This window comes from Streptomyces sp. NPDC031474, assembly GCF_055581185.1.
Genome location: NZ_JBVIJX010000007.1, coordinates 122,591 through 147,710, shown reverse-complemented (window position 1 = coordinate 147,710; position 25,120 = coordinate 122,591). Strand labels below are relative to the sequence as shown.

19 protein-coding genes are annotated in these 25,120 nt (G+C 69.3%); 10 read left to right on the top strand and 9 right to left on the bottom strand.

Annotation, left to right across the window (positions count from 1 at the left end):
• Nucleotides 1-117: 117 nt before the first annotated feature.
• A complete protein-coding gene (arc, locus tag ACZ5SK_RS15985; protein ID WP_079663368.1) occupies nucleotides 118-1,884 on the bottom strand; it encodes a proteasome ATPase in 1,767 nt (588 codons plus the stop codon).
• 243 nt (nucleotides 1,885-2,127) lie between these two features.
• Between arc and ACZ5SK_RS15980 the strand changes: the two genes are divergently transcribed.
• A complete protein-coding gene (locus ACZ5SK_RS15980) occupies nucleotides 2,128-2,433 on the top strand; it encodes a ferredoxin (protein ID WP_079663366.1) in 306 nt (101 codons plus the stop codon).
• A 57-nt stretch (nucleotides 2,434-2,490) separates the two neighbouring features.
• On the opposite strand, the gene ACZ5SK_RS15975 is transcribed toward ACZ5SK_RS15980, so the two are convergent.
• From ACZ5SK_RS15975 to ACZ5SK_RS15965, 3 genes are all read right to left on the bottom strand, one after another.
• Nucleotides 2,491-3,060, bottom strand: a complete 570-nt coding sequence (locus ACZ5SK_RS15975; RefSeq protein WP_361701720.1) for a hypothetical protein — start codon at nucleotides 3,058-3,060, stop codon at nucleotides 2,491-2,493.
• Between the two features lie 219 nt (nucleotides 3,061-3,279).
• On the bottom strand, nucleotides 3,280-4,182 hold the full coding sequence (locus tag ACZ5SK_RS15970; RefSeq protein ID WP_334583363.1) for a tRNA (adenine-N1)-methyltransferase: 903 nt from the start codon (nucleotides 4,180-4,182) through the stop codon (nucleotides 3,280-3,282).
• A 52-nt stretch (nucleotides 4,183-4,234) separates the two neighbouring features.
• Nucleotides 4,235-5,776, bottom strand: a complete 1,542-nt coding sequence (locus ACZ5SK_RS15965; RefSeq protein ID WP_457493923.1) for a site-2 protease family protein — start codon at nucleotides 5,774-5,776, stop codon at nucleotides 4,235-4,237.
• Nucleotides 5,777-5,962: 186 nt separating this feature from the next.
• Between ACZ5SK_RS15965 and ACZ5SK_RS15960 the strand changes: the two genes are divergently transcribed.
• Nucleotides 5,963-6,946, top strand: a complete 984-nt coding sequence (locus tag ACZ5SK_RS15960; protein ID WP_334583365.1) for a RecB family exonuclease — start codon at nucleotides 5,963-5,965, stop codon at nucleotides 6,944-6,946.
• 14 nt (nucleotides 6,947-6,960) lie between these two features.
• On the top strand, nucleotides 6,961-7,632 hold the full coding sequence (locus tag ACZ5SK_RS15955) for a response regulator (protein ID WP_014671700.1): 672 nt from the start codon (nucleotides 6,961-6,963) through the stop codon (nucleotides 7,630-7,632).
• Between the two features lie 86 nt (nucleotides 7,633-7,718).
• Here the strand turns inward: ACZ5SK_RS15955 and ACZ5SK_RS15950 are convergent, their stop codons facing one another.
• The 4 genes from ACZ5SK_RS15950 to metH form a co-directional block, all read right to left on the bottom strand.
• Nucleotides 7,719-9,302 (bottom strand): ABC transporter substrate-binding protein, encoded by a 1,584-nt coding sequence (locus ACZ5SK_RS15950; RefSeq protein WP_361701723.1) that lies wholly within the window; start codon nucleotides 9,300-9,302, stop codon nucleotides 7,719-7,721.
• 72 nt (nucleotides 9,303-9,374) lie between these two features.
• Nucleotides 9,375-10,982 (bottom strand): ABC transporter substrate-binding protein, encoded by a 1,608-nt coding sequence (locus ACZ5SK_RS15945; RefSeq protein WP_334583367.1) that lies wholly within the window; start codon nucleotides 10,980-10,982, stop codon nucleotides 9,375-9,377.
• Between the two features lie 478 nt (nucleotides 10,983-11,460).
• Nucleotides 11,461-12,159: an HAD family hydrolase gene (locus ACZ5SK_RS15940; protein ID WP_334583368.1), complete on the bottom strand. Its 699-nt coding sequence runs from the start codon at nucleotides 12,157-12,159 to the stop codon at nucleotides 11,461-11,463.
• A gap of 112 nt (nucleotides 12,160-12,271) precedes the next feature.
• Nucleotides 12,272-15,790, bottom strand: coding sequence for a methionine synthase (metH, locus tag ACZ5SK_RS15935; RefSeq protein ID WP_334583369.1), 3,519 nt, complete (start codon nucleotides 15,788-15,790; stop codon nucleotides 12,272-12,274).
• A gap of 385 nt (nucleotides 15,791-16,175) precedes the next feature.
• On the opposite strand from metH, the gene ACZ5SK_RS15930 reads away from it, so the two are divergent.
• The 7 genes from ACZ5SK_RS15930 to ACZ5SK_RS15900 all read left to right on the top strand — a co-directional run bounded on the left by ACZ5SK_RS15930 (nucleotide 16,176) and on the right by ACZ5SK_RS15900 (nucleotide 23,815).
• Nucleotides 16,176-16,940: an IclR family transcriptional regulator gene (locus ACZ5SK_RS15930; protein ID WP_334583370.1), complete on the top strand. Its 765-nt coding sequence runs from the start codon at nucleotides 16,176-16,178 to the stop codon at nucleotides 16,938-16,940.
• A 460-nt stretch (nucleotides 16,941-17,400) separates the two neighbouring features.
• Nucleotides 17,401-18,195, top strand: a complete 795-nt coding sequence (locus ACZ5SK_RS15925; protein WP_079663356.1) for an MIP/aquaporin family protein — start codon at nucleotides 17,401-17,403, stop codon at nucleotides 18,193-18,195.
• 75 nt (nucleotides 18,196-18,270) lie between these two features.
• A complete protein-coding gene (gene glpK, locus ACZ5SK_RS15920; protein ID WP_334583371.1) occupies nucleotides 18,271-19,809 on the top strand; it encodes a glycerol kinase GlpK in 1,539 nt (512 codons plus the stop codon).
• A gap of 19 nt (nucleotides 19,810-19,828) precedes the next feature.
• Nucleotides 19,829-21,445 carry a glycerol-3-phosphate dehydrogenase/oxidase gene (locus tag ACZ5SK_RS15915; protein ID WP_334583372.1) on the top strand — a complete coding sequence of 539 codons (1,617 nt, stop codon included), beginning with the start codon at nucleotides 19,829-19,831 and terminating at the stop codon, nucleotides 21,443-21,445.
• 32 nt (nucleotides 21,446-21,477) lie between these two features.
• A complete protein-coding gene (locus ACZ5SK_RS15910) occupies nucleotides 21,478-21,600 on the top strand; it encodes a hypothetical protein (protein ID WP_334583373.1) in 123 nt (40 codons plus the stop codon).
• Nucleotides 21,601-22,030: 430 nt separating this feature from the next.
• A complete protein-coding gene (locus ACZ5SK_RS15905; RefSeq protein ID WP_334583374.1) occupies nucleotides 22,031-22,702 on the top strand; it encodes a FadR/GntR family transcriptional regulator in 672 nt (223 codons plus the stop codon).
• Nucleotides 22,703-22,843: 141 nt separating this feature from the next.
• Nucleotides 22,844-23,815 carry a PAC2 family protein gene (locus ACZ5SK_RS15900; RefSeq protein ID WP_319335225.1) on the top strand — a complete coding sequence of 324 codons (972 nt, stop codon included), beginning with the start codon at nucleotides 22,844-22,846 and terminating at the stop codon, nucleotides 23,813-23,815.
• Nucleotides 23,816-23,879: 64 nt separating this feature from the next.
• Here ACZ5SK_RS15900 and mshC read toward each other — a convergent pair whose 3' ends face one another.
• The gene (gene mshC / locus ACZ5SK_RS15895; RefSeq protein WP_334583375.1) at nucleotides 23,880-25,109 is read right to left on the bottom strand and encodes a cysteine--1-D-myo-inosityl 2-amino-2-deoxy-alpha-D-glucopyranoside ligase; all 1,230 of its coding nucleotides are present in this window, start codon (nucleotides 25,107-25,109) and stop codon (nucleotides 23,880-23,882) included.
• Nucleotides 25,110-25,120 lie beyond the last annotated feature (11 nt).

Sequence of the window (25,120 nt, the reverse complement as noted above, 5' to 3'; positions counted from 1 at the left end):
CCTAGAACGCCTCTGCGCTGGTGGGGAGATCATTTGCGTCATTGCCTTGCTCCAGCCGTGGCCTGAAAAACAGTCGGCTGCGGGTACCCGTGGTGGGCACCCGCAGCCGCCCTGTTTTTACAGGTACTGCCCGGTGTTTGCCACCGTGTCGATGGAGCGTCCGGTGTCTGCGCCTTGCTTTCCGGTGATGAGGGTGCGGATGTAGACGATCCGTTCGCCCTTCTTTCCGGAGATGCGGGCCCAGTCGTCGGGGTTGGTGGTGTTGGGGAGGTCCTCGTTCTCCTTGAACTCGTCCACGCATGCCTGGAGGAGGTGGGAGACGCGCAGGCCCTTCTGGTTGTGGTCGAGGAAGTCCTTGATGGCCATCTTCTTGGCGCGGCCGACGATGTTTTCGATCATTGCGCCGGAGTTGAAGTCCTTGAAGTAGAGGACTTCCTTGTCGCCGTTGGCGTAGGTGACTTCCAGGAAGCGGTTTTCCTCGGATTCGGCGTACATGTGTTCCACTGCCGTCTGGATCATGCTCTGGACGGTGGTGGTCTTGTCGCCGCCGTGTTCGCCGACGTCCTCGGAGTGCAGGGGGAGGCGTTCGGTGAGGTACTTCTGGAAGATGTCCTTGGCGGCTTCGGCGTCCGGGCGCTCGATCTTGATCTTCACGTCGAGGCGGCCGGGGCGCAGGATGGCGGGGTCGATCATGTCCTCGCGGTTGGAGGCGCCGATGACGACCACGTTCTGCAGGCCTTCGACGCCGTCGATCTCGGCGAGGAGCTGCGGGACGATGGTGTTCTCCACGTCCGAGCTGACGCCGGAGCCGCGGGTGCGGAAGAGGGATTCCATTTCGTCGAAGAAGACGATGACGGGGGTGCCCTCGGAGGCTTTTTCCCTGGCGCGCTGGAAGACGAGGCGGATCTGGCGTTCGGTTTCGCCGACGTACTTGTTGAGGAGCTCGGGGCCCTTGATGTTGAGGAAGAAGCTCTTGCCGGTGGCCTGTCCGGTGACTTCGGCGACCTTTTTGGCCAGCGAGTTCGCGACTGCCTTGGCGATGAGTGTCTTGCCGCATCCGGGTGGGCCGTAGAGCAGGACGCCCTTGGGTGGGCGCAGCTCGTGCTCTTTGAAGAGGTCGGGGTAGAGGTAGGGGAGCTCGACGGCGTCCCTGATCATCTCGATCTGTCCGCCGAGGCCGCCGATCTGCTCGTAGCCGATGTCGGGGACCTCTTCGAGGACGAGTTCTTCGACCTCGCTCTTGGGGACGATCTCGTAGACGTAGCCGGAGCGGGGTTCGAGCAGGAGGGCGTCGCCGGGGCGGATGGTGACGTCCAGCAGCGGCTCGGCGAGCCTGACCACCCGTTCCTCGTCGGTGTGCCCGAGCACCAGGGCTCGTTCGCCGTCCTCGAGGATCTCCTTGAGGGTGACGATGTCCCCGACGCGCTCGTACTCCATGGCTTCGACCACGTTGAGCGCTTCGTTGAGCATGACTTCCTGGCCGCGTCGGAGCTCGTCGAGCTCGACGCTGGGGCTGACGTTCACGCGGAGTTTGCGGCCTCCGGTGAAGATGTCGGCCGTGCCGTCCTCGTTCGCCGTGAGGAAGACGCCGAAGCCGGCGGGCGGCTGGGCGAGCCGGTCGACTTCTTCCTTGAGGGCCACGATCTGATCGCGGGCCTCACGGAGTGTGCTCGCGAGTCGCTCGTTCTGGGCGGACACGCCGGCCAGGTTGGTCTGTAGCTCGACGATCCGCTCTTCGAGAATCCTCGTGTGTCGCGGAGAGTCGGCGAGCTTGCGTCGCAGGACGGCGATCTCCTGCTCAAGGTAGGCAATCTGCCCGGACGGGTCGTCGGACCCTCGTCCCGGGCGGATGCCGCGGTTCATGTCGTCGTCGTGGGCTGCCACGGTCCTCACCTCCTCCAAGGGGAGCTGGACGCTTCCAGACCCTACCTGGGTGGGTGTCGATTGAAACCCCTAGATCACAAAGACTGTCGGGGTGTGTCCGATCTTCACCCTTGCGCTCTCCCTCACGCCAGGGGAATACCCACCGAACATGATTGGAAAGCGGCCGAGGGTAGGGTCGAAGTGTTCAACACCCGTCAGAGCCTGCATCGTTCCCTTGCGGCTCGACAGTAAACGGCAGGAGTCATGGGCGTGCAGCAGGAGGCCGGTGTCGGCGGCGAGGTACTGGAGGTCTGGATCGATCAGGATCTCTGTACCGGTGACGGGATCTGCGCTCAGTATGCGCCTGAGGTGTTCGAGCTGGACATCGATGGTCTGGCGTACGTCAAGGGCGCGGACGAGGAGCTTTTGCAGGCCAAGGGGGCGGCGGCGCCGGTGCCGTTGCCGCTGTTGACGGACGTGGTGGACTCGGCGCGGGAGTGTCCGGGTGACTGTATTCATGTGCGGCGAGTTTCGGACAGGGTCGAGGTCTACGGCCCGGACGCGGAGTGAGCGCCCGGGTGCGTTGGGTGATGCCTGTCTGATTTCTCACAGGGCCGGTGGCCGGTTTCAGACGCTGTGGGCGCCGGCGGGTGTCGAGCGGATGAACGTGTTGTCCTTCCACTGCCACTTGGCGCTGTCCTTCAGGTCGGGGCAGCAACTGGGTACGTCGAGCGTGGAGTAGCCGAGGAGGGTGGCGAGGACGGCTCCGTCGGTGATGGCGATGCTGGTGACGGTGGTGCGGTCCTTGGGGTCGACGAGGGTGGCGACCACGCGCGCGTGGGTGGGGTCGGCGCTGTGGGTGAGGACGTAGACGCCGTCGGGCGGGGTGCCCATGGCGGCGTCGCAGTGGACGACGGCGACGGTTTCGGGGATGCCGTCGCCGTCGAGGTCGCCGGTGGCTTTCTTGACCACGAGGGCTTGTACGGGGCCGCATTCGAGGGGGAAGTCGACGCCGGTGGTGGCGGGGGCCGCGGTGGTGGCGGGTCTGGCGTCGGGGGCGGCCTGGGCGGCGGTCGCGGGTTTGGGTTGCAGGAGTGAGGAGAGCGCGATGACGCCGGCGAGGGCGGTGGCGGTCGCGACCCAGTGGATGGGCCGGGTGTGGGTGTGTGCCAGTTCCGGGACGGCGGAGTGCTGCACTAGGAGTGTCTCCTGCGATGGCTGTGCCGGTGGGGGTGGGGGATTGGCCAGCATCGTGCCACACGTCACAGGGCGGGGGAACGGCGGGGTGCGGGATTTCGGACGTGGGGTGGGGTGAGGCGGGTGGGTGTCAACGGGAAGGCGCCGTGGTCGAGTTCCGGGTGTGGTGCGGGAACTCGGTCACGGCACCTTGTCGTTGGGTGTGGTGCGGGGGCCGGGTCAGCGGCCGGTGCCTCCGTCGGCGTTGGGGCCGGCGTAGTCCTCGCCGTAGGCGCCCTTGGCGGGGCGGCGGCGGCGCATGGGGGGCTCGACGCCGTCGGCGAGGCGGCGGGCGGTGAGGAGGAAGCCGGTGTGGCCGATCATGCGGTGGTCGGGGCGGACGGCGAGGCCTTCGATGTGCCAGTTGCGGATCATCGACTCCCAGGCGCTCGGCTCGTTGAAGCAGCCGATCTCGCGGATGGACTCGACGGTCCGCGCGAGCTGGGTGGTGGTGGCGACGTAGCAGCAGACGATGCCGCCGGGGACGAGTGCCTTGGAGACGGCTTCGAGGCATTCCCAGGGGGCGAGCATGTCGAGGATGACGCGGTCGACGTCGGTGTCGCTCAGGTTGTCCTGGAGGTCACCGACGGTGAGCTGCCAGGCGGGGTGGGGGCCGCCGAAGTACCGCTCGACGTTCTGCTGGGCGATCTCGGCGAAGTCCTCGCGGCGCTCGTAGCTGTGCAGCATGCCCTGGTCGCCGATGGCGCGCAGCAGGAAGCTGCTGAGCGAGCCGGAGCCGACGCCGGCTTCGACGACGCGCGCGCCGGGGAAGATGTCGGCGAAGGCGAGGATCTGCCCCGCGTCCTTGGGGTAGACCACGGCGGCGCCGCGGGGCATGGACAGGACGTAGTCGGGGAGCAGGGGGCGCAGCGCGAGGTAGGCGACGTTCCCGGTGGTGCGGACAACGCTGCCCTCGGGTGAGCCGATCAGTTCGTCGTGCGGGAAGGAACCCTTGTGGGTGTGGAAGTTCTTCCCGGCTTCGAGCGTGAACGTGTAGTGGCGGCCCTTGGGGTCGGTCAGCTGAACCTGGTCCCCGACCTTGAAGGGCCCGCGCCTGCGGGCGGCACCGGTCGGTTCGGACATGTGAACAGCCTACCGGGGTTTGCCGGGGCCGCCGACCACGGTGGGGGTCCGGTCAGGACGGTCTGGCCATGGCTTTGACGAAGGCGCGCTCGACGTCGGCGGCGGACAGGACGCCGAAGATCTCGCCGGTCTCCTCGACGACGAGGTATTCGGTGGCGGGGGTGGCGCGCAGGACGTCGAGGAGGTCTTCGCCGGCGAGTTCGGCGGAGACGCGCATGCCGTCGGTGAGGTCCTGGGCGAGGCCGCTGACGGCGACCCAGGGGCGGCGGTGTTCGGGTACGCCGACGATGGCGGCCTCGCGGACGAGGGAGAGGGGTTCGCCGTGGGCGTCGACGACGACGAGGGCGCGGGCGCCGGCGTCGTTGGCGCGGCGGAGGGCTTCGGAGAGGGGGGTGTTGGTTTCGACGGGGACGGCGCGGCGGGTGAGGGTGCGGGCGCGCAGTTCGGGGAGGTGTTCGCGCAGGCGGGCCATGCGCAGGCTGTTGCCGGCGCCGGTCCAGATGATCGCGGCGAGGATGGCGGCGAGGAGGGCGTCGGTGACGGTGTCCATGCCGACGCTGTCCTCGGCGCTGGAGCCGAGCGCGCCGGACTGGGTGAGCAGTGGCAGGCCGATGAGGACGGAGACGGCGAGGGCGCGGCCGACCCAGGCGGCGGCGATGGTGCCGCTCATGGGCTTGCCGGTGATCTTCCAGACGACGGCGCGGAGCATGCGGCCGCCGTCGAGGGGGAGGCCGGGCAGCAGGTTGAAGATCGCCACGATGAGGTTGGAGATCATCAGGCCGGCCAGGAGGACGCCGGGGACGGTGCCGGGCTCGACGGGCTGCATGGCGAGGTAGAAGAGGCCGGACAGGACGAGGGACAGGAGCGGGCCGACGAAGGCCAGCCAGAACTCGCGGCCGGGGGTCTCGGCTTCCTTCTCGATCTCGGAGACGCCGCCGAAGAACTGGAGCTGGATGCGGCGGACGGGGAGTTTGAAGCGGAGCGCGGCGACGGTGTGGGCGAGTTCGTGGATGAGCACGGAGGCGTAGAAGGCGACGGCGAAGAAGAGGGAGACGAGGTAGCGGGCGGCGCCGAGTTCGGGCAGGACACGGTCGAGCTGGCCGCCGAAGACCCAGGTGATGAGGGCGGCTACGAGGAACCAGCTGGGGGCGACGTAGACGGGGACGCCGAAGGGGCGGCCCATGAGGAGGCCGCCGCGGGGCTGCTCCGGGGGGCGTGGGGGTGGGGGGCCTTTGGGGAGGGTCGGGGGCGTCGGCCGTCCGGTCTGGGCTTCGGTTTCGCCTTCGGCCGGGTTTCTGTTCTCACCCGTGCCGCCGGTGCCACCGGTGCCGCTGGTGTCACTTGTGCCGCTGGTGTCACCTGTGCCGCTGGTGTCATCGGTGCCGCCGTTGCCGCTTTCGGCGTCGGAGGGAGGGGGTCCTTGTGGGGTGTCCGCGCCGTCGGCGGCGGGCTCGCTCGGCTTCGCCGTGGCCGCGGGCTGCGGTGCGGCCGGGGTCTGGGCGAGGTCGGTGGCCGGAGACGCAGGTGTGGCGGGGTGCTCGGCCGACTGTTCGTTGTCCGGCCGCGGCCGCCTGCTCCCGCCGCTTTCCACCACGGTTTCCCCTCGATCGAAGCGTCTCCCGCTTGTGATGGGCGGGAGGGTCTGGGACCGATGGTATGCGGCGGTCGGGACGCGTTCCGCCCCGGCACCCCCCGTGTTTCCCCGCTCGTCGCCGCTGTTGGGGGTGTGGTGGGTGCGCGGGCTGGGTGACTGTCAGTGGTGGGCCGTATGGTCTGGGGCATGGAGAGCAGCGGCGAGGGCGTCGTCCCGGCGGGTGACGGCGATGTGGTGGCGGAGTCGGCGGGGGCGGCCGTGCCCGAGGCGGGGGCTGCTGCGCCCGAGGCGGGGGCTGCGGTCGTCGCGAGAGCGCCTGCCTCGCTGTCGCCCTCGCGGGCCGGTGATTTCATGCAGTGTCCGCTGTTGTACCGGTTCCGGGTGATCGACCGGCTTCCAGAGAAGCCGAGCCCGGCGGCGACGAAGGGGACGTTGGTGCATGCGGTGCTTGAGCGGTTGTTCGACGCTCCGGCGGCGCAGCGGACCGCGCCGCGGGCCAAGTCGCTGATTCCGGGCCAGTGGGACCGGCTGCGGGAGACGCGGCCGGAGGTCGGGGAGCTGTTCGCCGACGATCCGGAGGGTGAGCGGCTGGCGGGCTGGCTGGCGGAGGCGGAGGGGCTGGTCGAGCGCTGGTTCACGCTGGAGGATCCGACGCGGTTGGAGCCGGCCGAGCGGGAGCTGTTCGTCGAGGCGGAGCTGGAGTCGGGGCTGCGGTTGCGCGGGATCATCGACCGGGTCGATGTGGCGGCGACGGGTGAGGTGCGGATCGTCGACTACAAGACGGGCAAGGCGCCGCGCGCGGAGTACGCCGACGGTGCGCTGTTCCAGATGAAGTTCTACGCCCTGGTGGTGTGGCGGCTGAAGAACGTGATTCCGCGGCGGCTGCAACTGGTGTATCTCGGCAGTGGGGATGTGCTGACCTACGATCCCGTCCTGGCCGATCTGGAGCGGGTCGAGCGCAAGTTGCTCGCGCTGTGGGAGGCGATCCGGCTGGCGACGCAGACGGGTGAGTGGCGGCCGCGGCCGACGAAGTTGTGCGGCTGGTGCGATCACCAGGCGCACTGTCCGGAGTTCGGTGGCACTCCCCCGCCGTATCCGCTGCCGGTGACGCTGCCGGTGAGGGCGGCAGAGTCCGAGTCAGGGGCGCAGGGCAGAATGGGGCCGGGCTAGAGAAGGAGACTTACGTGGCCATCCGCGTCCTACTGGTCGATGACCAGCCGCTGCTGCGCACGGGCTTCCGGATGATTCTGGAGGCCGAGCAGGACATCGCGGTCGTCGGCGAGGCCGGAGACGGCCTGCAGGCTCTCGACCAGGTGCGGGCGTTGCAGCCCGATGTGGTGCTGATGGACATCCGGATGCCGCGGATGGACGGGGTGGAGGCGACCCGGCAGATCACCGGGCCGGGGCGGGACGGTCCGGCGAAGGTGCTGGTGCTGACCACGTTCGATCTCGACGAGTACGTGGTGGAGGCGCTGCGGGCCGGGGCGAGCGGGTTTCTGCTGAAGGACGCGCCCGCCAACGAGCTGGTGCAGGCGATCCGGGTGGTGGCGGCCGGTGAGGCGATGCTGGCGCCGAGTATCACGCGTCGGCTGCTGGACAAGTACGCCACGCATCTGCCGTCGGGCGAGGAGCCGGTGCCGGACACGCTGCACACGCTCACCGACCGTGAGGTGGAGGTGCTGAAGCTGGTGGCGCGGGGGCTGTCGAACGCGGAGATCGCCGCCGATCTGTTCGTCAGTGAGACGACGGTGAAGACGCATGTGGGTCATGTGCTGACGAAGCTGGGGCTGCGCGACCGGGTGCAGGCCGCGGTGTACGCGTACGAGAGTGGTCTGGTGCGTCCCGGCGCGCAGTAGGAGGCCGCGGGTTCGAACGCAGGGCGCCGCTCCGGGCAGGAGGGGCGCCCTGTCGCGTTGGGCTGTCAGCCCTTGCTGAGCGCCTGTCAGCCCTTGCTGAGTTCCCAGAAGCGGAACACGGTCGAGGCGTCGAGGCAGTTCTCGAGGCCGTAGACGTGGTCGCCGACGACGGCGTACTGCTTGGCCTGCCAGATGGGCAGGACGGGCAGTTGTTCGGCGACGAGGTTCTGGATGTCGGCGAAGTCGGTGCCGGTGGCGGTGCGGTCGCTCTGGGCGGCGGTGCGCGGGATGAGGGTGCCGGTGATGGCTTCGTTGGTGTAGTTGTTGCCGAGCACATTGCCCTTGCCGAAGAAGGGCGAGGTGAAGTTGTCGGCGTCGGGGTAGTCGGGGACCCAGCCCTTGACGTAGACGCCGTACTTGCCGGCGGCGATGTCCTTCTCGTACTGGTCGTAGGCGACGGACTTGACGTCGGCGTCGAACAGGCCGCTGGCGTTGAGCTGGGCGGCGATGGCCTTGAGCTCCTGGTCGGTGGCGGGGCCGTAGCGGGACGGGGTGGACCAGAGGGTGAGTTTCACCTTGTCGGTGATGCCCTCGTCGGCGAGTGCGGCGGCGGCCTTGGCCGGGGAGGGGCGGGCGCCGTAGCGGTCGAAGAAGGCGGTGTTGTGGCCCGTGATGCCGGCCGGGACGATCGAGTAGAGGGGGTCGGCGGTGCCCTGGTAGACGTCCCTGATGAGGGCTTCGCGGTCGATCAGGTGGGCGATGGCGCGGCGGACGCCGAGCTTTCCGGCGACGGGGTCGGCCGTGTTGAAGACGAGGTGCTGGACCTCGGCGCTGCTGCCCTCGACGACCTCGGCACCGGCGTTGTCGGTGCTCTGCTCGATGTCGGAGATGTCGGCGGCGGTGAGGCCGCGGTAGGCGATGTCGACGTCGCCGGCGAGCAGGGCCTTTTTGAGGGCCTTCTGGTCGCCGCTGAAGAACTTCAGGGTGACGCCGGTGTTCTGGGCGTCGTCGGCGGTGCCGCGGTAGTTCTCGTTGACGGAGAAGACGGCTTCGTCGTCGCCGAACGAGTCCAGTTTGTAGGGGCCGGAGCCGACGGCGCCGCCGTCCTTGCGCAGGCTGTCCGCGTCGTATTCCTTGTGGTCGACGATGGAGCCGGCGCCTGAGGCGATCTTGCTGGGGAAAGTGGCGTCGGGGACCTTCAGTGTGAACACGACGGTCTTGGCGTCGGGCGTCTCGACCGTGTCCAGCATGGGGAACATGATCGCCGGGCCGGCGTCGTCGTTGATCTTCAGCATCCGGTCGAAGGAGAACTTGACGTCCTCGGAGGTGAGCGCGTCGCCGTTGCTGAACTTCAGGCCGTCCTTCAGGGTGCACGTGTAGACCTGGGTCTTGGTGTCGCTGAAGGAGCACTCCTTGGCCGCGTCCGGTTCGGGTTCGGTACCGCCCTTGGGGAAGCTCAGCAGCGACTGGAAGACGTTGTTGAACAACAGCCAGGAGCCGGGGTCGTAGCCGGAGGCGGGGTCGGTGGCGAGGACGTCGTCGGACATCCCCAGGACCACGGCGGAGGCGTCGCCTCCGGAGCCCCCGCTCTGGGTGCCGCAGCCGGTCAACAGGCCGGAGGCCAGCCCCGCCACGATGGGCAGGACCGGCCACGGGTTGCGCATGTTCACGTAGTGCCTTTGTCGTCGGTTCTCGTCACAGCGGGGCCGCCGTCCCGGGCCCCGGACCGTCAGGGGCCCGCGTCAGTTGCTGGTGCCTCGGCCGAGCTCCCACAGCTGGAGGGTGGCGGAGGAGTTCAGCGCGTAGGCCGTGCCCGTGACGTCGTTGTTGGCGGCGACGTACTGCTTGCCCTGCCACAGCGGGAGGATCGGTACGTCCTTGGCGACGGTGTCCTGGATCTCCTTCAGGCTTGCCGCGGCGCTGAGGCGGTCGGCCTCGCGGCGGGAGGCCGGGATCAGGTTGTTGATGATGTCGCTGTTGGCGTACGGGGACTTGAGGAAGTTGTCCTTGTCGAGGAACGGGGCGACGAAGTTGTCGGCGTCGGGGAAGTCGGGGAACCAGCCCATGCCCCAGACGGCGTACTCGCCCTTGCGCTCGGCCGGGACGAACGAGTCCCAGGCGGTGCCCTGGATGGTGACGTCGAACAGGCCGCTGTCGTTGAGCTGCTTCTGCAGCGTCTCGAACTCCTGCTTGGTGGCCGGGCCGTAGTGGTCGGTCGTGTAGTTCAGCGTCAGCTTCACCGGGGTGGTGACGTCCGCCTCGCTCAGCAGGGTCTTGGCCTTGGAGACGCTCGGGTCGCCGTAGGCGTTGAAGAACGAGTTGGAGTGGCCGGTCAGGGTGGCCGGGACGAGCGAGTAGAGCGGCTCGGCCTGGGAGCCGTACACCTTGGAGACCAGCTCGGCGCGGTTGATGACCTGGGCCATCGCCTGGCGCACGGCCTTGGACTTGACCGTGGGGGCGGTGGTGTTGAAGGCGAGGTAGCGGATCTCGAGGCCGTTGAGTTCGACCATGTCGATGTCGCCGCTGGCGGAGCCCTCGGAGAGCTTCTTGATCTGCTCCGGCGACATGGTGCGCGTCATGAGGTCGATGTCGCCCTTTTGGAGGGCGGTGCCCATGGCGTCGGCGTCCTTGTAGGAGACCATGTCGACCTCGTCGTTGTTCACGTCGAGCGTCCCCTTGTAGTTGGGGTTCTTCGTGAACACGGCCTTGGTCATCTCGTCGCCGTCGGTCTCGGCCTTGAGGGTGTAGGGGCCGGAGCCGTCGACCGCGAAGCCGTCGCGCAGCTTGCCCTTGTCGTAGTCGTCGGGGTTGACGATGCCGGCGACCGGGGTCGACAGCTTGAAGGGGAAGGTGGCGTCGGCGGTCTTGAGGTGGAAGATGACTTCGTTGTCGCCCTGCGTTTCGATGGTGTCGATGGTGGACAGCAGGGCGAAGACGCCGGAGTCGGCCTTGATGGTGCGGGCGCGTTCGATGGAGAACTTGACGTCCTTGGCGGTGATGGCGTCGCCGTTGGCGAACTTCAGGCCGCTGCGCAGCTTGCAGGCGTAGCGCTCGTTGCCGCTGTCGGTGAAGCTGCAGCTTTCGGCCGCCTCCGGGACGGGTTCGCCCTCGCCCTTGGGCTGGATCATCAGGGTCTGCACGGTCTGGCGCAGGATGTTCCAGGTGCCGACGTCGTAGGAGTACGCCGGGTCGAGCGGCGCCGGGGCGTCCTTGGTGGCGGTGAACCGGTCGGTGGTGCCGACGACGATGGCGTCGCCGCTGCCGCTGCCGCTGTCGGACCCGCCGCAGGCGGCGAGAACGGGCGCGAGCAGACCGACCACGGCCGGCAGCACCAAAGTCTTGCGGTTCATGCTCGAGTTTCTCCAGAGCTGTCGGTCCGTGTATCCGGCATGCAGGGGTGTCGCGGCGGATCACGGGGTTACGGCGATGTTCTCGCGACGAGATTAGTCCGCACCAGCACGACGGTTCGCGGCCACCGGAGTTGAAAGCCCATCACGCTGTGAAACCGGCTGTGGACGCACTGAACAACCGTCAGCGGAAGGATTCGTACAGCGAATCACCAATCGGGACACAAAGACGCGCCGGGGCCCCTCCGACGAGGGCGTACAGCACACGGAGAGTCATCTGTCGACCCTCGGTCGGGTGGGGAACGTCACATGCTCAAAAGGGTTCGAGTGGGGCGGAATTCGGCCGTCCAGAAGGCGTCGACGAAGATCCGAATTTCCCCGCGCGCACACCCGCCGAATTCCTTGTTATCGGCGGTGCACGCTGGGTGAACGCTCTCTCGCATTTGTGTTGCCGGTCGCTCTCCAATGATCGTGGTGGCGATCATCGGAGCGGCATCAGGCCACGTAGAAAAGGCAGGTCGACCTGTTCCAGGGAGGGCACGACGGTGCGGCGCGCGGACGGTGCGATGGGGGCCACGGAGGGCACCGCGACGACGTGACAGCCCGCCGCCTCCGCCGAGGCGACGCCGGTCGCGGTGTCCTCGACGACGGCGCATCTGGTCGGGTCCACGCCGAGGCCGGCGGCGGCGAACAGATAGGGGTCGGGGTACGGCTTGGTGCGCGGGACCTCGTCGCCGGCGACGCTCAGCCGGAAGTTGTCGGCGCCGAGCGAGCTGAGGACCCGGTCGATGATGCGCCGGTGGGAGGCGGAGACGAGGGCCGTGGGGACCTCGTGCTCGGCCAGTTCGGCGAGCAGCCGGGCGGCTCCCGGCATCAGGGGCAGGGCCCGGGTGATGCGGTCCTCGAACCCCTCGTTGAGCAGGACGGTCAGGTCGGCGAGGGTGATGTCGGCCCCGGTCACCTCGATCAGGAACCCGGCACTGCGGCTCATCGGGCCGCCGACCACCACATGGCGCCAGGAGTCGTCGAGGATGTGGCCGAGTCCGGCGAAGATCTCGACCTCGACGTCCCACCAGAAGCCCTCGGTGTCCACCAGAGTGCCGTCCATGTCGAGCAGCACGGCCTGCAGGGCTGAGCCCTCGGCCGTGCGGGTTACTGGCGCGGGAACCGTGCTGGTCATCCACGTACCTCCTTGAGGGACGAGCAGGCCGGTTCCCGCTGGGGAACCGGCCTGCAGTGGACCGACCAGTGTACGACTTATCCGATCAGTGTGCTCGGTGGCACGCCTGGGGTCACCGTGCGTTGAAGTACTTCGCCTCGGGGTGGTGGATCACGATGGCGTCCGTGGACTGCTCGGGGTGGAGCTGGAACTCCTCGGACAGGTGGACGCCGATCCGCTCGGGCCGCAGCAGTTCGGCGATCTTGGCGCGGTCCTCCAGGTCGGGGCAGGCGCCGTAGCCGAGGGAGAAGCGGGCGCCGCGGTACTTCAGGGCGAACATGTCCTCGATGTCGGCCGGGTCCTCGCCGGCGAAGCCGAGTTCGGAACGCACGCGCGCGTGCCAGTACTCGGCGAGGGCCTCCGCCAACTGCACGGACAGGCCGTGCAGTTCGAGGTAGTCGCGGTAGGAGTTCGACTCGAAGAGCTTGGCGGTCTCCTCGCCGATGCGGGAGCCGACGGTGACGACCTGAAGGCCGACGACGTCCGTCTCGCCCGACTCCTCCGGGCGGAAGAAGTCCGCCAGGCACAGGCGGCGGCCGCGGCGCTGGCGGGGGAAGGTGAAGCGGGTGCGTTCGTTGCCCTGTTCGTCCAGGATGATCAGGTCGTCGTCCTTGGACACGCAGGGGAAGTAGCCGTAGACGACGGCGGCTTCGAGGAGGTTGTCGGTCTGGAGCCTGTCCAGGAGGCCGCGCAGCCGGGGCCGGCCCTCGGTCTCGACGAGTTCCTCGTAGGTGGGTCCGTCGCCGGCGCGGGCCTGCTTCAGGCCCCACTGGCCCTTGAACAGGGCGCCCTCGTCGAGCCAGGAGGCGTACTCCTTGAGCTGGATGCCCTTGATGACGCGGGTGCCGTCGAACGGCGCCTTGGGGACGGGGTTGTCGATGGCCACGTCGGAGCGGACATGGCCCTCCTCCGGGCGTTCCTCGACCTCGACGGCGGCGGCGCTCGCGCGGACCCGGCGCTGCTTCAACTCGGGCAGCTTCGCGCCGGGCACGCCCCGCTTGACGCCGATGAGGGCGTCCATGAGGCGCAGGCCCTCGAAGGCGTCGCGGGCGTAGCGGACCTCGCCCTCGTAGATCCCGTGCAGGTCCTGCTCGACGTAGGCCCTGGTCAGGGCGGCCCCGCCGAGGATGACGGGGTAGTTCGCCGCGAGGCCGCGCTGGTTGAGCTCCTCCAGGTTCTCCTTCATGATCACGGTGGACTTGACCAGGAGGCCGGACATGCCGATGACGTCGGCGCGGTGCTCGGCGGCGGCGTCCAGGATCGCGGAGACGGGCTGCTTGATGCCGAGGTTGACGACGTTGTAGCCGTTGTTGGACAGGATGATGTCGACGAGGTTCTTGCCGATGTCGTGGACGTCGCCGCGGACGGTGGCCAGCACGATCGTGCCCTTGCCGTCGTCGTCGGTCTTCTCCATGTGCGGTTCGAGGTGGGCGACGGCGGCCTTCATCACCTCGGCGGACTGGAGCACGAACGGCAACTGCATCTGGCCGGAGCCGAAGAGTTCGCCGACGACCTTCATGCCGTCCAGGAGCGTCTCGTTGACGATGTCCAGCGCCGGGCGGCTCTGCAGGGCCTCGTCCAGGTCCCTCTCCAGGCCGTTGCGCTCGCCGTCGATGATGCGGCGCTTGAGGCGCTCCTCAAGGGGCAGCGCGGCCAGTTCCTCGGCCTTGCCCGCCTTCAGGGACTTCGCCGTGGCGCCCTCGAAGAGCTGCATGAGCTTCTGGAGCGGGTCGTATCCCTCGGCGCGGCGGTCGTGGATGAGGTCCAGGGCCGTCTGCACCTCTTCCTCGGTGAAGCGGGCGATGGGCAGGATCTTCGAGGCGTGCACGATCGCCGAGTCCAGGCCCGCCTTGACGCATTCGTCGAGGAAGACGGAGTTGAGAAGGATGCGGGCGGCCGGGTTGAGGCCGAAGGAGATGTTCGACAGGCCCAGGGTGGTCTGGACGTCGGGGTGGCGGCGCTTGAGCTCGCGGATCGCCTCGATGGTGGCGACGCCGTCGCCGCGGGACTCCTCCTGACCGGTGCAGATGGTGAAGGTCAGGGTGTCGATGAGGATGTCCTCCTCGCGGATGCCCCAGTTCCCGGTGAGGTCGTCGATGAGCCGTTCGGCGATCTCGACCTTCTTCTCGGGGGTGCGGGCCTGGCCCTCCTCGTCGATGGTCAGCGCGATCAGCGCGGCGCCGTGCTCCTGGGCCAGCTTGGTCACCTTCGCGAAGCGGGACTCGGGGCCGTCGCCGTCCTCGTAGTTGACGGAGTTGATGACCGCGCGGCCGCCGAGCTTCTCCAGGCCCGCCCGGATGACGTCGACCTCGGTGGAGTCCAGGACGATCGGCAGGGTGGAGGCGGTGGCGAAGCGGCCGGCGAGTTCCTCCATGTCGGCGACGCCGTCGCGGCCGACGTAGTCCACGCACAGGTCGAGCAGGTGCGCGCCCTCGCGGATCTGCTCGCGGGCCATCTCGACGCAGTCGTCCCAGCGGCCGGCGAGCATGGCGTCGCGGAACTTCTTGGAGCCGTTGGCGTTGGTGCGCTCGCCGATGGCGAGGTAGGAGGTGTCCTGGCGGAAGGGAACGCTCTGGTAGAGGGAGGCGGCGCCGGCCTCGGGGCGCGGGGTGCGCGGGGCGGGCGTCAGGTCGCGTACGCGTTCGACGACCTGGCGCAGGTGCTCGGGGGTGGTGCCGCAGCAGCCGCCGACCAGGGACAGGCCGTAGTCGCGGACGAAGTTCTCCTGGGCGTCGGCGAGCTCGCGGGCGCTCAGCGGGTAGGACGCCCCGTCCTTGCCCAGCACGGGCAGGCCCGCGTTCGGCATACAGGCCAGCGGGATGCGCGCGTTGCGGGCCAGGTAGCGCAGGTGCTCGCTCATCTCGGCCGGCCCGGTGGCGCAGTTCATGCCGATCATGTCGATGCCGAGCGGCTCCAGTGCCGTCAGGGCGGCGCCGATCTCCGAGCCGAGCAGCATCGTGCCGGTCGTCTCGACGGTCACGGAGACGATCAGCGGCACGTCCAGGCCGGCCAGCTCCCGGGCACGGTGGGCGCCCAGGACGGCGGCCTTGGTCTGCAGCAGGTCCTGGGTGGTCTCGACGACGAGCGCGTCGGCCCCACCGGTGATGAGGCCCTCGGCGTTCTGCTGGTAGGCGTCACGCAGCGTGGTGAAGCCGATGTGGCCGAGGGTCGGCAGCTTGGTGCCGGGGCCGATCGACCCGAGCACCCAGCGCTGGCGCCCGTCACGGGCGGCGAAGGCGTCGGCCGTCTCGCGGGCGATGCGGGCGCCCGCCTCGGACAGCTCGTACACCCGTTCGGGGATGTCGTACTCGGCCATGGCGGAGTGGTTTGCGCCGAACGTGTTGGTCTCGACGCAGTCCACGCCCGCGGCGAAGTACTCCTCGTGCACGGAGCGGACGATGTCCGGCCGGGTGATGTTGAGGATCTCGTTGCAGCCCTCGAGGTTCTCGAAGTCCTCGAGGGTGGGCTCCTGGGCCTGGAGCATGGTGCCCATGGCTCCGTCGGCCACCACCACTCGGGTGGCCAGGGCCTCTCGGAGCGCGGACACACGGGTCCGGCTGTCGGCGGAAGGGGTCGGCGGCACAGAGGCCATGAAAGGGCTCCCTCAGATGCGACGGCTGTCGGCTTTGCGTCACCTCAGGATGCGTGCCGAACGACTTCCCGAGGAGAGCGCACGCCGTCAGGGTAGCCGGGACGGAGGCCTTATGGTCAGGGGCGTCCACGGGGCGGACGAGCGGGACGGCCGGGCCGCGACCCGATCACGAGCCAGGCACGACCCTCGCACGAGCGGGGCACGACCGTCCCACCACCGGGGCACGGCCGTGCGACGGGCGCGCCACCCCGGGGAGACGAATGACGTAACACGTATCGACCGACCATTGGCGGGAGGTCGGCATGGACCGGTAGTGTTCGACATTGCCGAACGGCGGTAGCAGCGACCGCGCGTGGTCGGTCGAGGGGACGGAGGCGGGACGGCGATGGCACGGAACATCCAGTCGGTCGAACGTGCGGCCGCGATGCTGCGGCTGCTCGCGGGCGGCGAGCGACGCCTGGGCCTGTCGGACATCGCCTCGTCCACGGGCCTGGCCAAGGGCACCGCCCACGGCATCCTGCGCACCCTCCAGCAGGAGGGCTTCGTGGAGCAGGACGACGCCTCCGGGCGCTATCAGCTGGGCGCGGAGCTGCTGCGCCTGGGCACCACCTACCTGGACGTGCACGAGCTGCGCGCGCGTGCCCTGGTGTGGACGGACGACCTGGCCCGTTCCAGCGGCGAGAGCGTGCACCTGGGGGTGCTGCACCAGCACGGCGTGCTGATCGTGCACCACGTCTTCCGGCCCGACGACAGCCGGCAGGTGCTGGAGATCGGCGCCATGCAGCCGTTGCACTCCACGGCCCTGGGCAAGGTGCTGTCGGCCTACGATCCCGTCGCGCACAGCGAGGCCCTGGAGGCCGAGCGCAAGCCGTTCACGGACCGTACGGTGTGCGAGCCGGAGGCCTTCGAGCACATCCTCGACCTCACCCGCGCGCGCGGGTACGCGGCCGACGTGGAGGAGACCTGGGAGGGCGTGGCCTCCATCGCGGCGCCGATCCACGACCGGCGGCGCATGCCCGTCGGCGCGGTCGGCGTCACGGGCGCCGTGGAACGCCTGGGCCGGGACGGCGAGCTGCGCCCCGAGCTGATCGCGGCGGTGCGCGACTGCGCCCGCGCGGTGTCGCGGGACCTGGGCGCCGGGCGCTTCTGAACGAACCGCAGCACCCGGAAAGCACGCGCGAAGGCCGCCGAGCGGGCCCCCGAGCGGGCGCCCGCGCAGGCCTGAGCAGGCAGCCGGGCGGGCAACCCGGGCGGGCACCTGAGAAGTCCGTGAGAGCAGGCCGGGACGGCAGGACGCCGCTCCGGCCCCTGGCATACGCTGAAACATCCTCGTATATGAACAAAAAGGGCGAGAGGGTGCGCACCAGCCCGAAGATCGATAACTCGCATCGATCAATAACGATCGAGTTTTCGACAACAGCACTCTTGACGCACACGTAACGCCGGAGCAAGACTCCCGTCCATCGGTCGGCATTGTCGAACACCTAACGGCAATACGCGCTAGAGTGTGACAACGCCAAAGGCCGGCATCGCTCTCACCCCGAGGGCGCTCGAACCCCCGGCGGGACCCGGGGTTCGGCTTCCCTGGACGAAGGACAAAGGAGTCGCGGGTGTCCAGCTCCGACATCTTCATCGGCGAGACCATCGGTACCGCCATACTCATCCTGCTCGGCGGCGGCGTCTGCGCCGCCGTGACGCTGAAGGCCTCCAAGGCCCGCAACGCCGGCTGGCTCGCCATCACCTTCGGGTGGGGTTTCGCCGTTCTGACGGCCGTCTACACCTCGGCGCCCCTCTCCGGCGCCCACCTCAACCCGGCGGTCACCCTCGCACTCGCGATCAAGGACGACGACTGGAGCAACGTTCCGGTCTACTGGGGCGGACAGCTGCTCGGCGCCGCCATCGGCGCCACCCTGGTCTGGGTCGCCTACTACGGCCAGTTCCACGCGCACCTCACCGACAAGGAGATCGTCGGCGGTCCGGGCGCGCAGTCCACGAAGGTCAAGGCCGTCGAGGCGCAGGAACAGGGCGCCGGCCCGGTCCTGGGCATCTTCTCCACCGGTCCGGAGATCCGCGTCGTCTGGCAGAACCTGGCCACGGAGATCATCGGCACCATCGTGCTGGTGCTGGCCGTCCTCACTCAGGGCCTCAACGACAAGGGCAACGGCCTCGGCAACCTGGGCGCCCTGATCACCGCGCTCGTCGTCGTCTCGATCGGTCTGTCCCTCGGCGGCCCGACCGGCTACGCGATCAACCCGGCCCGTGACCTCGGTCCGCGCATCGTGCACGCTCTCCTGCCCCTGCCCAACAAGGGCGGCTCCGACTGGAGCTACGCCTGGATCCCGGTGGTCGGCCCGCTGATCGGCGGCGCGATCGCTGCAGGCATCTACAACGTCGCTTTTGCTTAAGAGCACCAGCCACACCCTGTAGTCAGCAGCGCCGTAAAGACAGCCCCCTCAACCACGGAACCCCAGGAGCACACAGTGACCGACGCGCACACCGCCGGCCCGTTCATCGCCGCCATCGACCAGGGCACCACCTCCTCCCGCTGCATCGTCTTCGACCGGGACGGCCGGATCGTCTCCGTCGACCAGAAGGAGCACGAGCAGATCTTCCCGAAGCCGGGCTGGGTCGAGCACAACGCCAACGAGATCTGGACCAACGTCCAGGAAGTCGTCGCCGGAGCCATCGAGAAGGCCGGCATCACCCGTGACGACATCAAGGCCATCGGCATCACCAACCAGCGTGAGACCACGCTGCTGTGGGACAAGAACACCGGTGAGCCCGTCCACAACGCGATCGTCTGGCAGGACACCCGCACCGACGCGCTCTGCAAGGAGCTCGGCCGCAACGTCGGCCAGGACCGCTTCCGCCGCGAGACGGGTCTGCCGCTGGCCTCCTACTTCGCCGGACCCAAGGCCCGCTGGCTGCTGGACAACGTCGAGGGCCTGCGCGAGCGCGCCGAGGCCGGCGACATCCTCTTCGGCACCATGGACAGCTGGGTCATCTGGAACCTGACCGGCGGTGTCAACGGCGGCCACCACGTCACCGACGTCACCAACGCCTCCCGCACCCTGCTCATGAACCTCCACACGCTGGAGTGGGACGAGAAGATCGCCGAGTCCATCGGCGTCCCGCTGTCGATGCTCCCCGAGATCCGCTCCTCCGCCGAGGTCTACGGCGAGGTCACCGGCGGCAAGCTGGGCGACCTGCTCGGCGGCATCCCGGTCGCGTCCGCGCTCGGCGACCAGCAGGCGGCCCTGTTCGGCCAGACCTGTTTCGCCGAGGGCGAGGCCAAGTCGACGTACGGCACCGGCACGTTCATGCTCATGAACACCGGTGAGAAGATCATCAACTCCTACTCCGGTCTGCTCACCACCGTCGGCTACCGCATCGGCGAGGACGCCCCGGTCTACGCCCTCGAGGGCTCGATCGCCGTCACCGGTTCGCTGGTGCAGTGGATGCGCGACCAGATGGGCCTGATCTCCACCGCCGCCGAGATCGAGACGCTCGCGCTCTCCGTCGAGGACAACGGCGGCGCCTACTTCGTGCCGGCCTTCTCCGGTCTGTTCGCCCCGTACTGGCGCTCCGACGCCCGCGGTGTGATCGCCGGCCTCACCCGGTACGTCACCAAGGCGCACCTGGCGCGCGCCGTCCTGGAGGCCACCGCCTGGCAGACCCGTGAGATCACCGACGCCATGACGAAGGACTCCGGCGTCGAGCTCGCGGCCCTCAAGGTCGACGGCGGCATGACCTCCAACAACCTGCTGATGCAGACGCTCTCGGACTTCCTGGACGCCCCCGTGGTGCGCCCGATGGTCGCCGAGACCACCTGCCTCGGCGCCGCCTACGCCGCCGGTCTCGCCGTCGGCTTCTGGACCAGCACCGACGACCTGCGCGCCAACTGGCGGCGGGCCGCCGAGTGGACCCCCCGCATGGACGCGGACGCCCGCGACCGTGAGTACAAGAGCTGGCTCAAGGCCGTGGAGCGGACCATGGGCTGGATCGAAGACGAAAACTGACGAGGAGTAAGAACCCCACATGACCAGTCAGTCCACCCTGCAGTCCGTGCCTGCCCTGGGGACGCACCCGGCGTCCGGCTCGAACCCGAGCCGTGCCGAGACCCGGGAGCAGCTCTCCAAGGCGTCGTACGACCTCCTCGTCATCGGCGGCGGCATCCTGGGCATCTCCACCGCCTGGCACGCCGCGCAGTCCGGCCTCAGGGTGGCCCTGGTCGACGCCGGCGACTTCGCCGGCGCCACCTCCTCCGCCTCCTCCAAGCTGCTCCACGGCGGTCTGCGCTATCTGCAGACCGGCGCGGTGAAGCTGGTCGCGGAGAACCACTTCGAGCGCCGTGCGGTCTCCCGTCAGGTGGCCCCCCATCTGGCGAACCCGCTCACGTTCTACCTCCCCGTGTACAAGGGCGGGCCGCACGGCGCGGCGAAGCTCGGGGCGGGCGTCTTCGCCTACTCCGCGTTGTCGGCGTTCGGCGACGGCGTCGGCCACCTCCTGTCCCCGGCCAAGGCCGCGCAGGACGTGCCCGAGCTGCGCACCGACAACCTCAAGGCCGTGGCCGTGTACGGCGACGACCAGATGAACGACGCGCGCATGGCGCTGATGACGGTCCGCGCGGCCGTCGAGGCGGGCGCGGTGGTCCTCAACCACGCCGAGGTGACCGGGCTGCGGTTCACCAAGGGCCGGGTGACGGGCGCCGAACTGCGCGATCGCACGTCCGGCGACGAGTTCGGCGTCGACGCCCGTCTCGTCCTGAACGCGACCGGCCCCTGGGTCGACCACCTGCGCAAGATGGAGGACCCGAACGCGGCCCCGTCCATCCGCCTGTCCAAGGGCGCGCACCTGGTCCTGAAGCGCACCGCCCCCTGGAAGGCCGCGCTCGCGACCCCCATCGACAAGTACCGCATCACCTTCGCCCTCCCCTGGGAGGACATGCTGCTGCTCGGCACCACCGACGAGGAGTTCGAGGGCGACCCGGCGGATGTCTCGGTCACCGAGAAGGACACCGCCCAGATACTCGACGAGGCCGCGTTCTCCATCCGCGACCAGCAGCTGTCCCGGGACCTCATCACCTACTCGTTCGCGGGTCTGCGGGTACTGCCGGGCGGCCCCGGCGACACGGCGAAGGCCAAGCGCGAGACCGTGGTCACGGAAGGACGTGGCGGCATGCTGTCCGTCGCGGGCGGCAAGTGGACGACGTTCCGGCACATCGGCCGTACGGTGATGAAGAAGCTGGAGGCGCTGCCGGGCGCTCCGCTGGGCGACGACTTCGAGCCGATCTCCTCGCTGCCGAAGAAGCTGCCGCTGCCGGGGGTCGCGAACCCGCGTGCGGTCGCGCACCGGCTGCTGGTCGACAACCCGGCGCCCGGTCCGCGGATGGCCGCCGACACGGCGAAGCACCTGGCGACGCACTACGGCTCGCTGGCCTTCGACATCGCGCGGCTGGCGAACGAGAACCCGGAGCTGGGCGGGCGGGTTCACCCCGACGCTCCGGAGATCTGGGCGCAGGTCGTGTACGCGCGGGACAACGAGTGGGCACAGACGCCGGATGACGTGCTGCGGCGGCGTACGACGCTGACGATCCGGGGGCTTGCCACGGACGAGGTCCGCAGCAAGGTTCAGGATCTGCTCGACAAGAAGTAAGGGGTTGTATTTCGCCTGAAGGGGCGTGGGGCATGGGGGCTGGGCGCGCCCACGCGGCGGAGCCGGGGATCGATACAGGCCCGCGCCCCTTCAGGACGCTGCACCACACCGAAGTGGTCGAGTGGCTGCTGGAGTTGGAGCTCACCCGGCGCTGATCGCGTTCCCACACGCCCCGCTCGGTGACCAGTGCGGTCACCAGCAGGCCGGGGGTGACGCCGAGGGCGGTGTCCCAGCCGGCGGTGGCGAGCGCGCCGGTGTCGCAGTGCGTCAGGATCCGCAGCGGGCGGTCCCGGCCGACCTTCGCCCGCGTCCAGCCCTCGCGGTCGCCCTGGAGCAGCGCGAGGCGGTTCCCGTCCACTGGACCGCACGCAGCTCCTGGGGCATTTCGGGACACTCCTGATGTTCCGGTGGTGTCGGCCACCGCACATGACCTGGGCGAACCACAGTTCGAGACGATCGAGCAGGCGTCCGGAGAGCGGCGATCGCGAATCTGGCGGCGCCGCTCCGATCTGCCCCCATAATGGCCACTGAGACATCCGATGTCTGGATCCGATGTCTGGGCGATGAGCGACAGGGAGGCCGGTCATGGCAGTCACCGACGAGGCGATCGAGAAGATCAAGGGCATGATCGTCTCGGGTGCGCTGCGCCCCGGGGAGCGGCTGCCCAAGGAGAGTGAACTGGCCGCCGAGCTGGGCCTTTCCCGCAACTCCCTGCGCGAGGCGGTGCGCGCCCTGTCGCTGATCCGGATCCTGGACGTGCGTCAGGGCGACGGCACGTACGTCACCAGCCTCGACCCGCAACTGCTCCTGGAGGCGCTGAGTTTCGTCGTCGACTTCCACCGCGACGACACCGTCCTGGAGTTCCTGGCGGTGCGCCGCATCCTGGAGCCGGCCGCGACCGCGATGGCCTCGCTGCGCATCAGCGAGCAGCAACTGGACGCACTGGAATCCCAGTTGGACAAGCTCGGCGCGAATCCGTCGGTCGAGGAACTGGTCGCCTGCGACCTGGAGTTCCACCGGGGCATCGTGCAGAGCGCCGGCAACTCGGTGCTGTGCTCGCTGCTCGACGGGCTGTCCGGGCCCACCACCCGGGCCCGGATCTGGCGCGGTCTGACGCAGGAGGACGCCGTCTCCGGCACGCTGCGCGAGCACCGGGCGATCCTGGCGGCCCTGCGCGACCGGGACGCGGAGGCGGCACGCTCGTGGGCGACGGTGCACATCGCGAGCGTGGAGCAGTGGTTGCGGTCCTCGCTCTGACAGGCACCCGGTGGGGGTGTTCGGGGGTGGCGAACGGGGCAGTGATCCGTTCACTCCCCCGTGCAAGGGGGCTGCGGGCGCCCCAGCAGAACGCCGTAAGGTTGGGTGGTCAAGCGAGGGCACGTCGGAAGGAGGCACTGGGTGATCGAGCTCGAGGGGGTTCCCGAGCTGATCGACCCGGTCATGGTGGCCGCGTTCGAGGGCTGGAACGATGCCGGCGACGCCGCCTCCACCGCGGTCGGGCACCTGGAGCGGGAGTGGAAGGGCGAGGTGTTCGCGGCGCTGGACGCCGAGGACTACTACGACTTCCAGGTGAACCGTCCCACGGTGTGGATGGACGCCGGCGTGCGCAAGATCACGTGGCCGACCACGAGGCTGTCGGTCGTCCGGGTCGGCGGCGAGAAACCCCGCGACCTGGTGCTGGTGCGCGGTATCGAGCCGTCCATGCGCTGGCGTTCGTTCTGCAACGAGCTGCTGGGTTTTGCGCACGAGTTGGGCGTGGAGCTGGTCGTCATCCTGGGCGCCCTGCTCGGTGACACCCCGCACACGCGTCCGGTGCCGATCAGCGGGACGACGTCGGACGCGGACCTGGCGCAGCGGATGGACCTGGAGGAGACCAAGTACGAGGGCCCCACGGGCATCGTCGGCGTCCTGCAGGAGGCGTGCACGCACGCGGGAGTGCCCGCGGTCAGCCTCTGGGCGGCTGTGCCGCACTACGTCTCGCAGCCGCCGAACCCGAAGGCGACGCTGGCCCTCCTCAACCGTCTGGAGGACCTGATCGACGTGCGCATCCCGCTGGGCGAGCTGCCCGAGGACGCGCGCGCCTGGCAGGTGGGCGTGGACCAGCTGGCCGCCGAGGACACCGAGGTCGCCGAGTACGTGCAGACGCTGGAGGAGGCCCGGGACACCGCGGAGCTGCCGGAGGCGTCGGGCGAGGCGATCGCCCGTGAGTTCGAGCGGTATCTGCGGCGACGGGACGGCGGCGGACCGCCCGACCCGGGTGAGCGCACCCGCCCCCCGAAGCCACCGAAGCCGATCGGTGAAGTCGGGGAGATCGGGGAGATCGGCGACTCCGCCGACTCCTCCGACGAGGACGATTCGTCGGAGGACTGAACGGGCCGAAATGCCTGGCAGACCTGGCAGGGGCGGTGCGCCGACGCGCACCGCCCCTGCTGCGTCAGAGCGCCACGCCCAGCAGTGCGTCCACGGCCCGGGACACGACGCCGGGGGCGCCGATGTCCGTGCCGCCCTGCTCCTGCTGGAGCGCGGCCCAACGGTCGACGGCGGCCAGTGCGGCCGGGGCGTCGAGGTCGTGGGCGAGGGCCTCGCGGATCTCGTCGACGAGCACCTCGGCGGGCGGCCCGTCGGGCCGGGAAACAGCGGCCCGCCAGCGCTCCAGGCGGGCCTCGGCGTCGATGAGGACCTGGTCGGTCCACTCCCAGTCGGCCCGGTAGTGGTGGGCGAGGAGGGTGAGGCGGATGGCGGCGGGGTCGACGCCGTCCCGGCGCAGCTGGGAGACGAAGACGAGGTTGCCCTTGGACTTGGACATCTTCTCGCCGTCGAGAGCGACCATGCCGGCGTGGACGTACGCCTTGGCCATGGGGAACTCGCCGGTCAGCACCTGGGCGTGGGAGGCGCCCATCTCGTGGTGCGGGAAGGCGAGGTCGGAGCCGCCGCCCTGGACGTCGAAGCCCATCCCGAGGTGGTCGAGGGCGATGGCCACGCACTCGATGTGCCAGCCGGGCCGGCCACGGCCGAGCGAGCCGCCGTCCCAGCTGGGCTCGCCCTCGCGGGCGGCCATCCACAGCATCGGGTCGAGCGGGTTCTTCTTGCCCGGGCGGTCCGGGTCGCCGCCGCGCTCGGCGGACAGCAGCCGCATGGCTGCGGCGTCGAGGTTCGAGACCTTGCCGAAGTTCGGGTCGGACTCGACGGAGAAGTAGATGTCGCCATCGAGGTCGTAGGCGGCGCCCGCGTCCCGCAGCCGCTCGACGAGCGGGACGATGCCGGGTATCGCCTCGACGGCGCCTATGTAGTGCTGCGGCGGGAGCATCCGCAGGGCCGTCATGTCCTCACGGAAGAGGGTGGTCTCCTTCTCGGCGAGGGCGACCCAGTCGACGCCGTCGCGTTCGGCCCGCTCCAGCAGCGGGTCGTCGACGTCGGTGACGTTCTGGACGTAGTGGACCTGCCGCTTGGTGTCGAGCCACACGCGCTGAACGAGGTCGAACGCGTTGTAGGTCGCCGCGTGACCCATGTGGGTCGCGTCGTACGGCGTGATGCCGCAGACGTAGATACGGGCGACGGGACCGGGGTCGAGGGAGACCAGACCGCCGGTCGCGGTGTCGTGGATCCTCAGGTCGCGGCCCTGACCAGGCAGGGCGGGGACCTCGGAAGCGGGCCAGGCATGCATGTCATGAGCCT

Bases quoted from the DNA above. Each gene is read 5' to 3' on its own strand.
- ACZ5SK_RS15980 (WP_079663366.1), top strand. From the start codon at position 2,128: ATGGGCGTGCAGCAGGAGGCCGGTGTCGGCGGCGAGGTACTGGAGGTC.
- ACZ5SK_RS15970 (WP_334583363.1), bottom strand. From the start codon at position 4,182: ATGTCCGAACCGACCGGTGCCGCCCGCAGGCGCGGGCCCTTCAAGGTC.
- ACZ5SK_RS15960 (WP_334583365.1), top strand. From the start codon at position 5,963: ATGGAGAGCAGCGGCGAGGGCGTCGTCCCGGCGGGTGACGGCGATGTG.
- ACZ5SK_RS15945 (WP_334583367.1), bottom strand. From the start codon at position 10,982: ATGAACCGCAAGACTTTGGTGCTGCCGGCCGTGGTCGGTCTGCTCGCG.
- ACZ5SK_RS15940 (WP_334583368.1), bottom strand. From the start codon at position 12,159: ATGACCAGCACGGTTCCCGCGCCAGTAACCCGCACGGCCGAGGGCTCA.
- metH (WP_334583369.1), bottom strand. From the start codon at position 15,790: ATGGCCTCTGTGCCGCCGACCCCTTCCGCCGACAGCCGGACCCGTGTG.
- ACZ5SK_RS15930 (WP_334583370.1), top strand. From the start codon at position 16,176: ATGGCACGGAACATCCAGTCGGTCGAACGTGCGGCCGCGATGCTGCGG.
- ACZ5SK_RS15915 (WP_334583372.1), top strand. From the start codon at position 19,829: ATGACCAGTCAGTCCACCCTGCAGTCCGTGCCTGCCCTGGGGACGCAC.
- ACZ5SK_RS15910 (WP_334583373.1), top strand. From the start codon at position 21,478: ATGGGGGCTGGGCGCGCCCACGCGGCGGAGCCGGGGATCGATACAGGC.
- ACZ5SK_RS15905 (WP_334583374.1), top strand. From the start codon at position 22,031: ATGGCAGTCACCGACGAGGCGATCGAGAAGATCAAGGGCATGATCGTC.
- mshC (WP_334583375.1), bottom strand. From the start codon at position 25,109: ATGCATGCCTGGCCCGCTTCCGAGGTCCCCGCCCTGCCTGGTCAGGGC.